Source organism: Gilliamella sp. BG1 (assembly GCF_046635625.1).
Classification (GTDB): domain Bacteria; phylum Pseudomonadota; class Gammaproteobacteria; order Enterobacterales; family Orbaceae; genus Gilliamella; species Gilliamella bombi.
Genome location: NZ_JBIDFG010000004.1, coordinates 84,540 through 95,851 on the forward strand (window position 1 = coordinate 84,540; position 11,312 = coordinate 95,851).

Consider the following 11,312-nt stretch of genomic DNA (forward strand, 5'->3'; position numbering starts at 1 on the left):
GTTAATCAACAATATGACAAATTATTTTACAACACGAAATGGATTAGGTTTTGATTTAGATTGTTTAGGTTGTGAGGACAAAGATACACTCTGTATACTATATTGTGGTTCATCTTCAAATCCCATACCCACGCCATTTTCACGAGCATAAATTGCCTCAATCGCAGCCATTGGTACCACAATATGTTGTGGCACACCAGAAAAGCGAGCATTAAATTCAATTTGTTCATTAGTAGCCAAATATTGACCAACTGATTGTGGGGCAATATTTAGTACAATTTGATTGTTTTGGATAAATTCCTGCGGCACTAATACTCCATATACAGAAGTATTAACCACAATGTAAGGTGTTAAATCATTATCCAAAATCCAGTCATAAAAAGCCCTAAATAGATAAGGGCGACGTGGCGTCATTTGTTCAAGTTCCATCAAGGCTACCTTGGCTAAAATTATCGTAAATAAAGATAAATTTAATTGTTTATGATCTTATCTTTTTTTCTGCTTCAGTTAATGAATTAATAAAAGCAGGGCGTTCAAAAACTCTCGCCATATAAGCTAAATAACTCTTTTCAGCTACTTTTGGTAATTCAATACTAAGCAATGGTAAACGCCAAAGTAACGGCGCAAAGTAACAATCGCATAATGTAAAATCATCACTCATAAAATAATCTTTTTCTTTAAACATAACCGAAATCGAAACAAGATCATCAAGAAGATTTTTTCGTGCTGTTTTAGCAGCATCACTATTAGGATCAGCAATAATTGTTTCGTATGCACTATACCACTCTTTTTTAATACGGTACATTGTTAATCGTGAATTAGCGCGAACGATAGGATAAACAGGCATCAATGGTGGATGTGGAAAGCGTTCATCCAAATATTCTAACGCAATATGTGGTTCATATAACGTAAGGTCACGATCAATTAAAGTTGGAATTGAACTATATGGATTAAGATCCAATAATTCCTGTGGTAAATTATCTGCCGTTACAAACTCTATTTCCGCAGTTACCCCTTTTTCTGCCAGAACAAAACGAATCTGATGCCCGTAAATATCTGTTGTATCACAAAATAATGTCATTACAGAACGTTTATTAACAGCAACAACCATATTCACTCCAAATTTATAAAATTAAAATAAGTCTAGTTGCCGTCTATTCTAACAAATTGGATAACAAAATTGTTAAAAAAAAATAAATTTTCTTTAATTCTTTTCCTCAAGCCCTAATTTTGACAAGCAGTTTCATAAAACATGTGCTTAAGTATAGGATTTATTAAATTAGTTAACCTAATAATATTAAATAATATTTATTTCCTAAATAATCTTAATTCTTAAAAATATTTAACCTACGTAGTTTAGCTTTTTAATTAACCAAATCAGCATAAAAAAACCCAGCATTCGCTGGGTTTTGAAACAAAATTGAAACAAAATTGTAACGTTTTTGTAATACTGCCGGTCGGGTAAGGACACAACATTACTGTTGTGCCCTCCCCTAAGAACTGTACGAGCAAATTTCTCCGCATACAGCTCAAGCCTTTCAATTGACTTTAGTAAGCCAGTTTCACTACCTCCAATTTCAGTGCATGGACTTTTTTGTGGCAAATAGGATGTAGTAACACCCTATTTTTGAGCGTATCCGCCCCTCCGTGCATTTTGTAGATAATATGATGGTCATGCCACCCCGTCTCTTTTGTGATTGGGAGTTGACATAAACCACAACGACCTTTTTGTTCCTTATACAGCATTTGCCATTTGTGTCTGTGTGAGAATTCCTCATACATCCGTTTCTGGTGTAATGTTTCCCCGTATAATTCCCATTCTGGTAAAAATGGATTGTAATCCGATTTTACCTTAATATGTCGTTTGATTGCCGTCTTGCTACATTGCAATAATTCAACCCATTTATCCATACCCTGGCGGTCTTTTATCATCGTGCCAAAGTTCCATTTCCGAGTTGCCGTCGTTTTAAAGTATTTCTCTTTAACCCAACGTTTACCCTTTTTACTATGTCTTCTTTTGCTCCAATTCCAAAGCGCGCGCCATATTAATGCATCCATTCGCCCATAAGCTTGACTGGCTGCCTGACTTCGGTGATAGTTAGCCCATCCCCTTATCATTGGATTTAATACCTTTATTAAGTCTTCTTGTTTAACCATGCTTAATTTTTTAATCTTATCTCTCACCTTGCTATAGAATGCCTCCCCATTCTTTTTACTCGGCTTGATGATAAGCTTGTCGTTAAACTGTCTTACGTTCCAACCTAAAAAGTCAAAACCCTGCCTGATATGCACTACTTTTGTTTTCTTCTCTGATAGTGTTAGTCCTCTCTCTTTGAGAAATTCCTCCACTACAGGAATGACCTTTTCTTCCAGTAATTCTTTTGAAATCCCTGAAATAATAAAGTCATCCGCATACCTAACCATGTACGTTTTATGTTGCCTGATTTTCCTGCTCGCTTTCTCACCAAAGTGATTAGCTAGCTCTTTCTCCAAGCCGTCTAACGCCATGTTGGCTAGCGTTGGCGAGATAATCCCACCTTGCGGTGTGCCCGCCTCAGTCATCTTCACCTGCCCCATGTCAACGACACCCGATTTTAACCACTTCGCTAATATCCGCTTATTAATTGGAATATTCGCTATTAACCAATCATGGCTAATGTGGTCAAAACAGCCCTTGATATCTGCATCTAATACCCACTGCGCAGGTTGGTTAGTTTTCCGCCCCTTGTGTGAGAATATTCGATGTATATGGGTTATCGCATCTGCCGTTGAGCGGTTAATGCGAAACCCATACGAGCCTTTATCCGCCGTTGTCTCCGAAACAGGCTGTAGGGCAAATAGATAGAGTGCTTGCATTGCCCTGTCTTTTATGGTCGGAATACCCAAAGGGCGTTTCTTCCCGTCAGACTTAGGAATATAGACCCGCCTTAATGGTTGCGGTTTATATCCCTTGTTTGTGAGCGTTGCAGTCGCTTTCCATTTTGCCTCAGCGGTGCTCCAAGTTACCTTATCAACACCTGCCGTCCTTTTACCTCTATTTTCAGTCACTCGCCTTACCGCTAATTGCTTAGCATAAGTTGAGCGTGTCAATAATCTTTGCAAGCGTTTAACCTTGCGCCAATCATTTTCAAGTGTCGCTTTCGCAATCCGACTCTGCAATCCTTTAACATGCCTTGTTGCTTTGACCCAATCGATATTGTGCCATTGCCTCGCCATGTCAGAGGTCGCTGGAGCTGGACTCTGTTTAATTTTTGCATTAAACTTAGTGTGCTCTTTCATACTTACCTCTTGATACAAGAAGTAGCAGAAATTACTTGATACTATGTGAATAACCGCCAAAAGAACTACCACGTTACATGTGGCGGTTATTCAGCATATCAAATAACTCTACCGCTCTGTAACACGGTTAATGATTGAGTTTTGAGCTTGGCGGATGTTTTAACAGATGAATTATTCTTCCCAATAATTCATTTTAAACTGTTAGACACTCGCCAGCTCTCCCCTCGCCTAAAATAATTCCATTAGAAATTACCCACCAAAGGATTAGCCTAACATCTTGCGACGAAAGACCAGTTAGAAGTCTGCACCCTTTCGAGTTAGGTCATGTTTCATACCCTATATCAGCCATTACAGCCAATCATTCGCTTTCTCTAACCTCCCTTACCTGCACGCTTAACAGCATCACTTACGCTTTGCCTGCCGACCCCAATCTTTGCGCTTTATATAATACGATTGCTGAATTGTGGACGGCAAACGTACAGGCTTACCAAGTTCCATTATTATCACACGAGTAGTTAAGATGTAGACTGTTCGCCGATAGTCTTATTGATGGCGTATTCCCACGCTAGACGAGAATATCCGACTATATTACCTTTTGGTCAAAGCCTATCAGTAGTTTTGGCTTTTCCAGCATTACGACGTTTTCATCTATTCACTTTACGTTCATCTTTCTACCCAGTCTAGCCCCTCATGGCATACTACTTGCCATTACTTAATGTTACCTCACGATAATCATTAACCTTGCTATTCCTCAAGGGGGTACATTGTCAGGAAGCTCCGCACCAGACCGTTGCCAGTCTCGCACTATCCCTAGACTACTGTTAGCCATATAACAGGTTGACTATTAATTATGCTCATTTCCTATAGTTATAATTAATTCAACAATGATAATAATAGCTTAAGCACTGCTTGTTTAACAACTCGAGTGAAATAGGTTTTTACACCTGATATCTTACTAATAATAGTTAATTCGACCTTTGTCTTTCAACTTCATCTACATTTCTGTCGATTCATCGAAATATTCTAGTCTTTGTTAATCACTAATTTAACGGTAAATCTTTTACCCATTAAGTAGTAAATTATTAGTTAATAAGAGACGTCGGCAATCGTATATAATTGCTCGCCTTGTAGTTGTATGTAGTTCAACTATGACTGGAGAGTGTAAACTCTCAAAGGGCTCCAGTTTTCTTCATGGCGAAGTTTTGATGTCAGCTATATCTTCGGCTCATCATGTAGTTGTATATAGTTCAACTCTGGACTGGTAAGGATTATCCTTACAAAAGGCTTACATGAATATGTCCCCTCTTGCACACGGGTCGAAAGGTTAACTATTTAACGCTTTCGGTATTTTCTCCCCTTCGGGAGTATGAGGCTCCCTCGAGGAGTTTACAAGCATGTAAATAAGGAAAGAGTATTTCATCTTCGCTCTTATCTACGAATGAAAGGGAAAAGTATTTCATTTTCGCCTTTCATTCACTTGATTTTTACGAAAAACTTCATAAAAATCAAGCGCTTAGTACTGCTTGTCGCACCTAACGTTTGCTGAATTGAGGACGACGACGAGCTTTGCGTAGACCCACTTTTTTACGTTCAACTTGACGTGCATCACGAGTAACAAAACCTGCTTGACGTAACGCAGGACGTAAAGTTTCATCATATTCCATTAACGCACGAGTAATACCGTGACGAATCGCACCAGCCTGACCTGAAATACCACCACCTTTAACAGTGATATAAAGATCAAGTTTATCAGTCATTTCAACTAACTCCAACGGTTGCATAACAACCATACGAGCTGTATCACGACCAAAGTATTGCTCTAAAGAGCGCTTGTTAATAACGATGTTACCACTACCTGGTTTGATAAATACACGAGCAGCAGAACTTTTGCGGCGACCTGTACCGTAATATTGATTATCAGCCATCTTTTATCCCCTTAAATATCTAGTACTTGCGGTTGTTGTGCCGCATGATTGTGCTCACTACCAGCATAAACTTTTAGTTTACGGTACATTGCACGACCAAGAGGACCTTTCGGTAACATGCCTTTTACAGCAATTTCGATGACTTGTTCAGGATGACGTTCAATCATCTCTTTAAAAGTCGCTTCTTTAAGTCCACCGATGTAGCCAGTATGACGATAATAGATCTTATCAGTGCGTTTTTTGCCTGTTACAGCAACTTTTTCTGCATTGATAACGATAATATAATCACCTGTATCAACATGTGGTGTGTATTCTGCTTTGTGTTTACCACGCAAACGGCTTGCGATTTCAGTAGCTAAACGACCTAACGTTTTACCAGCTGCATCAACAACATACCAGTCGCGTTTAACTGTTTCTGGTTTAGCTGAAAAAGTACTCATTCGTAATTATCCAATTTTTAATTAATCTCACGTTAATAAATCATTTGATTTATTTACACTTTTTGATTGTTACCATTAATTAACTCACCCCTTCGAGCGGTTATACTAATATTGACAACCGAAAACAACGTTGGGAAGAACGTTGTCGTAACGTGGGTGGCAATATTATACAGAAATTTTATAAAAGCGCTAGAGTAAAAATAAAAAATCATAGCGAGAAGGAATGCTTACTGATAAACTAAAATCAACATTAAATAACAAAATATTTAAATAAATGAACAATACAATTCAACTTTCAATAGAAGATTATATTAGCAAAGGTTTGCACCGAAAATGTTATCGTCATCCAAATGATCCCAATAAGTGTATCAAAGTGAATTATAATGTTGGTGCTGAAGATGAGACTAATCGAGAAATTTCTTATTATAAACATCTAATTAGACGTAATGTTTCATTCGATGCAATAGCAAAATATTACGGTCCAGTTTCAACCAATTATGGCAAAGGCCATGTTTTCCAACTCATCCGAGATTATACCGGTGAAATAGCTATACCACTTGAAAAATACCTCGCTGATACAAAATTAACTAAGCAATATTACGATGATTTAGTTACTTCATTAAGAAATTTGAAATCAACCCTATTAAAAGATCGTATTATTACAATGACAATAAAAAGCAAAAATATTTTGTTTCAGCACTTAAGTGCAGATAACAGTCGCTTAATTATTATCGATAATATCGGTAATTCAACTCTTATTCCTATTGCCAATTACATTCCTTTTTTTGCTAAAGCCAAAATTGAACGAACTTGGCAACGTTTTTTAACATCCATTATTAAAGAAAATAGCAACAACAAATTAATCACTCGTTTAGTTGACGAAGTGAATCAGTAATCCTCAATTGTGCAATAGCACCTTTTACATTATTAGGTCTATTTTTTAAGGTAAATAGACCTTGATGTAATTTAGCAATACGGTTGACTATACTTAAACCAAGCCCAATACCATTATGCTTGCGATCCATACGAAAAAAGGCTTGAGTCAGTTTTTCGCTTTTAGACTCATCAATGCCATTACCTTCATCTTCTACAGTAATAATGATATCTTTTTTAATTTTGTAACAGCTTACCACAATTTTAGTGTTCTCAGGACTGTAGCGATAACTATTTTCAACTAAATTACGTACTAATAGTCTTATTAAGGTTGCATCACCATTAAAAATAAGATCTTTATCAGTCAAATACCATTCGAGCTGTTGCTGTTTTTGTGAAGTCAATTCTGTTAGTTCATCAGACAGCGGAATCATAATATCATTATAAAAATTAATATGTTGATACTGTCCTACAGTAAACTTTTGACTAGCTCGAGCAAGCATTAATAGCTGTTCTACAGTACTGACTAATCGATCTATACGATCAATTAACTCTGTGCAATCAATGTTATTGTTATTTTCTAACAATTCTAGATGTAAACGAATGCCTGCTAAAGGTGTCCTCATTTCATGCGCTACGTCGGAGGTAAAAAGACGTTCTTGAGATAATGTTGTACTCAGCCTAATAAAAAGATTATTCAATACAGATGTAATCGATTTAATTTCACGCATATTGCTAATTGGCGCAATGGGTTTTAGATTCTCTTCAGTACGTTGATTAAGATCTTTCTCTAAAATTTCCAACGGTTTTGTGATCCACCTGATCGCTTTATACGCTAAAAATAGTGTTACTGCCATCATAGAAAAGGCTGAACAAAACAAAACAAAAATCGCTTCTAATTCTTCTTCTTCAACAACCTCATCAATTTTATTTTGACTTAGAGTCAAATTAACCAATACATCTATTTGTTCTTTACTTTCATGCCATAACCAAAGGACAGTAATAATCTGACAAACCAACATGATAGAACCCAAAGTAAAAAATAGGTTCCAACGAATACTGTGGCGTATATTACTAAGTGATTCTGAAATCATAATTTAATTATCTAATTTAAATTAATCGAGTTATCAACATCCATCATTAAGTTGATAACCATAACCTCGTACTGTACGAATAAAATTTTTACCCAATTTATTACGTAATCCGTGAATATACACTTCCAAAACATTTGAGCTAGGGTCACTCTGCCAATCATAAAGATCATTTTGCAATAAATCACGGTGGACCTTTTCGCCAGCTTTTAGCATTAATCGAGATAATACAATAAACTCTTTTGGTGTTAACACTACTTCTTGGTTATTAACAGTCACTTTTTGTTGTTTTATATCAATATTAATAGGACCATAACTGATAAAATTATCTGCGGTACCTTGATCTCGACGAATTAACGCTCTTACTCTAGCTAATAATTCAGTTAAAGCAAAAGGTTTAATCAAATAATCATCGGCACCATTATCTAAACCATCGACTCTATCTTCTATGGTATCGCGTGCAGTTAAAATCAAAACTGGCGTTGAAATATGATTTTTTCGCCAGCGAATCAGTAAGTCAAGTCCATCACAATCAGGTAATCCTAAATCGAGTATAATTAAACTAAACTGCCCAAATTGAATATAATCTTCAGCTTGTTTACCATTTGTAGCAACTTCACAAACATAACCATTTGACGTTATACCATCGTATAAACCTTTCTGTAGCAAGCTATCATCTTCAACAATTAATATTTTCATTGATGATTTACCTTAATATAAATGTTGGAATCACTAAGAATTCTCAATCGTATAATTATCAGTAATTATATACTTCACGTTACATATCTAAAGCTATTAATTGCGCTCAATAAGAACATACTTATTAAGAAACTTGTTAATACTTATCCAATTTTTATTAATTAAATACGCCGATAATATACTTAAAATAAATCCGACAATAATATCTAATGGCCAATGAATCCCTAGATATATACGACTCCAACATACAAGTACAGCAATTAAAGCCAATAAATATAGATCTGTTCTAAAGCGATATGCATTATCAAAAAAACAGCAAAAAACATCGTCCACACAAATACCGCATGTTGGCTCGGTAAAGAACTTGTTTTGTCATGAAAAAGATAATTAGTACCAACTTCAACCACAAAAGGGCGTGGAGAATAAAAACAATAACGAATAACAAAAGTAACTAATAATGCTAACCCTAAACTAAATACTATTTTTAAAATTAATTGCCTATAAATAGGCCGAATACACCAACCGATTACCATAATAATAACAGGTAGGTAAACCAAATAGTTAGCACAAAAATAGCAAAAAAGACAAATGATTTAGATGCATGATCTGAAGCGTTTATTAATAAAAAAATTTGCGTATTAAAATCATGCCACATAAGCTATCTCTCTAGATTCACCCAAATTATTAATAATTTAACGTATAAACCTTAAGAGAACCTTAATATAAACTTATTCAGTAATCAGATAAATGTAAAATTTGATGTACTTTTAGATTTAAATTCGTCATTTAAATAAAGTGTAGGAAAACGCAGAGTTTTTTACACTTCATGGTTAAAATAATCCTCTAAAAACTCATAAGGCGTTTTCCCTGAAATCGCTTTATGTGGTTTAACGGTATTATAAAAATTAATAAATCGTTTAAGCTTTTGTTTTCTATCTTTTGAATTACTAAATATATGCTGATTATGCCACATCGCAATTCAAAGTTCGTATCACTCTTTTGAGCTTTCCCATTCGTTTGTGGACAGACTAGTTTCGTGAATTCTTGATGGATACGATGGTTGTTACACGTTTTAACAAATAGGTGTTCGCTGGTGCCTTGATATTCACGTCCATTATCGGAATAAATACATTCAATGGTATAAGAACATTGGGCTAATATATCATTTTGTAAAAACTGTGCCGAGCTAAATTGGGATTTATCAGGGTAAATACTGGCATAAAGCTCACGTGAAAAATCATCAATACCGACAAATAAATATTCTCTAGTTTGCTGTTTCGTTTCATTTTTAAGTAAAGGTAAACGTTTGGTATCAACGTGTAGCATTTCTCCCGGATAGGTTTTGTTATAGCGTTTAGCTTGCCGTCTTAATTTATCTTCAATCGATTTTTCGACTTTAACCAGACGTTTAATTCCATAACGAATGGTTTTATAACGTTCATTCTTACTGGTTAAAGGCACAAAAAGCTTCAATCGGGCTTTCTTTAGTACATTATAAATGGTAGGCCGACTGACCATAAAGCGTTTTGCCAAATCAGTGACCGTTATTTTTTCTTTATGATATAAGCGCCATATCTCTTGTCTGTAATAAGGCGTTAGTTTTTTATGTATATTCAATACAGTACTGTATCAAATTACTGTAAACAATGCGGAAAATCCTCACATTGCTATCACATTGCTAGCTACTGAAGCCGATATTATTGATCTAGATAACAAATATCGGTCTTGTGCACAAGATAGATCAGTTGGTTTATTATAAAATTTGGTGACAGAATTAACTGTCACCTTTAACTATTAAATATACAAAATTTAGGATAGGTCTGGTGCCCTATCCAGTCTTTTCCTACAACTAATTAAAAACGCGATTAATAAGCTTATTAACAACTCCACCAACAATAACCGAGGTTACAAAACTAGCTAATACTCGCCCTTCTGTTTTTATTGATTTAAGATCTTCATCTTCTTCACACGCTTTTGCTATTTTATCTTGCGCAGTATATACTGCTGCTGTTGTTAAAAGAAGCCCAGAACCCACACTAATTAATTTAAAAATTGACATGTATAACTCCTTATTGTTTTATAGCTAAATAGATAAGCACAACTTTAATTAGAAAAATAAAAAACTTTTGTTAAAGATTTTTTCCCATTATTTTTTTAAGATCTATATTATTTTTTAATATATGATTCGTTATTTTTGCATCATTGTATTTTTTTCTTAAGGTTGCTATATATAAACAAGCTGGAATTGTTACACGATAAGCTGGTCCTGTAATATTAAATAGTAGCCATAAATGGTTTATTGCCAAACAAATAGATAATACTAATTCCTGATATCGCCTCGGATAAGGTCTTGGTAACATTACTGTCATTATATTTCCTGATTTAAAACCAAAATTGTTTAAAATGCTAAATATTAAATAATTTGAAATTAAAGAAGACGAAGTCATAAAATTTTGAATCCCCATCATTACCATGGATGGTGTAACTTTAGAATTAACATTACCCAATTCTGCTGCTATTTTTTTAAGGTCTTTTTGACTTATATTTTCTAATGATTGCTTGAGAAGTGAATTTAATAAAGCATCTTCAATTTTTTCAATAAAAAAAGGTGCTGGCTCACTTAATATTGTATTAGTTCGATTACATACATCTATTAATATTTCACGATAGCATACCCCTTTACCTTGCCTTAATAAATTCATTCCTGAATTTGCACCAAATGTTTGAAGCTCTGCAGCTATAGATTTCCAATATAATTGATGGTTAGGATAATGTCGTTTATAACTTGCATCGCTTGTTAATGTTTCGGTAAACCGAAGGGTATTATCCTTAGGATCAACAGTCAATATAGAAACCAATAATTCTAAATCTTCATTAGTACATTGTTTTAAAAAAACTAGGTCTGAATCATCTCTATAAATAGCCATTTATACTCCCCTTATTAATTATTAATTATGATTACAACACTATAGCAATCAGAATTTCCTTCATAAGGAATTTAAGGT

General features: G+C 34.8%; 14 protein-coding genes and 1 pseudogene. 2 read left to right on the top strand and 13 right to left on the bottom strand.

Features of this window, described 5'->3' with window-relative positions; all coding sequences use genetic code 11:
- Positions 1–21 precede the first annotated feature (21 nt).
- The 3 genes from ACGH80_RS02790 to ltrA all read right to left on the bottom strand — a co-directional run bounded on the left by ACGH80_RS02790 (position 22) and on the right by ltrA (position 3,279).
- Positions 22–429 (bottom strand): ClpXP protease specificity-enhancing factor, encoded by a 408-nt coding sequence (locus ACGH80_RS02790; RefSeq protein ID WP_174798527.1) that lies wholly within the window; start codon positions 427–429, stop codon positions 22–24.
- A gap of 49 nt (positions 430–478) precedes the next feature.
- A complete protein-coding gene (locus tag ACGH80_RS02795) occupies positions 479–1,111 on the bottom strand; it encodes a glutathione S-transferase N-terminal domain-containing protein (RefSeq protein WP_065589152.1) in 633 nt (210 codons plus the stop codon).
- A 437-nt stretch (positions 1,112–1,548) separates the two neighbouring features.
- A complete protein-coding gene (ltrA, locus tag ACGH80_RS02800; RefSeq protein ID WP_411578501.1) occupies positions 1,549–3,279 on the bottom strand; it encodes a group II intron reverse transcriptase/maturase in 1,731 nt (576 codons plus the stop codon).
- 549 nt (positions 3,280–3,828) lie between these two features.
- Here ltrA and ACGH80_RS02805 point away from each other — a divergent pair.
- Positions 3,829–3,963, top strand: a complete 135-nt coding sequence (locus ACGH80_RS02805; protein WP_255456969.1) for a hypothetical protein — start codon at positions 3,829–3,831, stop codon at positions 3,961–3,963.
- An 848-nt stretch (positions 3,964–4,811) separates the two neighbouring features.
- Here the strand turns inward: ACGH80_RS02805 and rpsI are convergent.
- Both rpsI and rplM read right to left on the bottom strand, forming a co-directional pair.
- Positions 4,812–5,204 carry a 30S ribosomal protein S9 gene (rpsI, locus tag ACGH80_RS02810; protein WP_174798529.1) on the bottom strand — a complete coding sequence of 131 codons (393 nt, stop codon included), beginning with the start codon at positions 5,202–5,204 and terminating at the stop codon, positions 4,812–4,814.
- Between the two features lie 11 nt (positions 5,205–5,215).
- Positions 5,216–5,644: a 50S ribosomal protein L13 gene (gene rplM / locus ACGH80_RS02815; RefSeq protein WP_034901369.1), complete on the bottom strand. Its 429-nt coding sequence runs from the start codon at positions 5,642–5,644 to the stop codon at positions 5,216–5,218.
- Positions 5,645–5,918: 274 nt separating this feature from the next.
- Between rplM and ACGH80_RS02820 the strand changes: the two genes are divergently transcribed.
- The gene (locus tag ACGH80_RS02820; RefSeq protein ID WP_085165835.1) at positions 5,919–6,539 is read left to right on the top strand and encodes a YrbL family protein; all 621 of its coding nucleotides are present in this window, start codon (positions 5,919–5,921) and stop codon (positions 6,537–6,539) included.
- Here ACGH80_RS02820 and pmrB read toward each other — a convergent pair.
- The 8 genes and pseudogenes from pmrB to ACGH80_RS02860 form a co-directional block, all read right to left on the bottom strand.
- Positions 6,508–7,611 carry a two-component system sensor histidine kinase PmrB gene (gene pmrB, locus ACGH80_RS02825; protein ID WP_174798530.1) on the bottom strand — a complete coding sequence of 368 codons (1,104 nt, stop codon included), beginning with the start codon at positions 7,609–7,611 and terminating at the stop codon, positions 6,508–6,510. The two genes, ACGH80_RS02820 and pmrB, sit on opposite strands and share 32 nt — an antisense overlap.
- A gap of 33 nt (positions 7,612–7,644) precedes the next feature.
- Entirely contained in the window at positions 7,645–8,307 is a 663-nt protein-coding gene (pmrA, locus tag ACGH80_RS02830; RefSeq protein ID WP_174798531.1) for a two-component system response regulator PmrA, read from the bottom strand.
- 96 nt (positions 8,308–8,403) lie between these two features.
- A complete protein-coding gene (locus tag ACGH80_RS02835; RefSeq protein WP_363319033.1) occupies positions 8,404–8,640 on the bottom strand; it encodes a phosphatase PAP2 family protein in 237 nt (78 codons plus the stop codon).
- Complete coding sequence (locus tag ACGH80_RS02840) at positions 8,568–8,864, bottom strand: phosphatase PAP2 family protein (RefSeq protein ID WP_174798533.1); 297 nt, start codon at positions 8,862–8,864, stop codon at positions 8,568–8,570. The genes ACGH80_RS02835 and ACGH80_RS02840 overlap by 73 nt, the downstream gene beginning before the upstream one ends.
- Before the next feature lie 260 nt (positions 8,865–9,124).
- Positions 9,125–9,280: an integrase core domain-containing protein gene (locus ACGH80_RS02845; protein ID WP_411630497.1), complete on the bottom strand. Its 156-nt coding sequence runs from the start codon at positions 9,278–9,280 to the stop codon at positions 9,125–9,127.
- Between the two features lie 122 nt (positions 9,281–9,402).
- A pseudogene (locus ACGH80_RS02850) lies at positions 9,403–9,825 on the bottom strand (IS481 family transposase); the annotation flags it as partial.
- A 331-nt stretch (positions 9,826–10,156) separates the two neighbouring features.
- On the bottom strand, positions 10,157–10,366 hold the full coding sequence (locus ACGH80_RS02855; RefSeq protein WP_034914571.1) for a hypothetical protein: 210 nt from the start codon (positions 10,364–10,366) through the stop codon (positions 10,157–10,159).
- Positions 10,367–10,436: 70 nt separating this feature from the next.
- Entirely contained in the window at positions 10,437–11,234 is a 798-nt protein-coding gene (locus tag ACGH80_RS02860) for a DUF3944 domain-containing protein (RefSeq protein ID WP_174798534.1), read from the bottom strand.
- Between the last annotated feature and the right edge of the window lie 78 nt (positions 11,235–11,312).

Coding starts and splice junctions, on each gene's coding strand:
- ltrA (WP_411578501.1), bottom strand. CDS start 3,279: ATGAAAGAGCACACTAAGTTTAATGCAAAAATTAAACAGAGTCCAGCT.
- ACGH80_RS02805 (WP_255456969.1), top strand. CDS start 3,829: ATGGCGTATTCCCACGCTAGACGAGAATATCCGACTATATTACCTTTT.
- pmrA (WP_174798531.1), bottom strand. CDS start 8,307: ATGAAAATATTAATTGTTGAAGATGATAGCTTGCTACAGAAAGGTTTA.
- ACGH80_RS02790 (WP_174798527.1), bottom strand. CDS start 429: ATGGAACTTGAACAAATGACGCCACGTCGCCCTTATCTATTTAGGGCT.
- ACGH80_RS02820 (WP_085165835.1), top strand. CDS start 5,919: ATGAACAATACAATTCAACTTTCAATAGAAGATTATATTAGCAAAGGT.
- ACGH80_RS02845 (WP_411630497.1), bottom strand. CDS start 9,280: ATGTGGCATAATCAGCATATATTTAGTAATTCAAAAGATAGAAAACAA.
- rplM (WP_034901369.1), bottom strand. CDS start 5,644: ATGAGTACTTTTTCAGCTAAACCAGAAACAGTTAAACGCGACTGGTAT.
- ACGH80_RS02860 (WP_174798534.1), bottom strand. CDS start 11,234: ATGGCTATTTATAGAGATGATTCAGACCTAGTTTTTTTAAAACAATGT.
- ACGH80_RS02855 (WP_034914571.1), bottom strand. CDS start 10,366: ATGTCAATTTTTAAATTAATTAGTGTGGGTTCTGGGCTTCTTTTAACA.
- ACGH80_RS02795 (WP_065589152.1), bottom strand. CDS start 1,111: ATGGTTGTTGCTGTTAATAAACGTTCTGTAATGACATTATTTTGTGAT.
- rpsI (WP_174798529.1), bottom strand. CDS start 5,204: ATGGCTGATAATCAATATTACGGTACAGGTCGCCGCAAAAGTTCTGCT.
- pmrB (WP_174798530.1), bottom strand. CDS start 7,611: ATGATTTCAGAATCACTTAGTAATATACGCCACAGTATTCGTTGGAAC.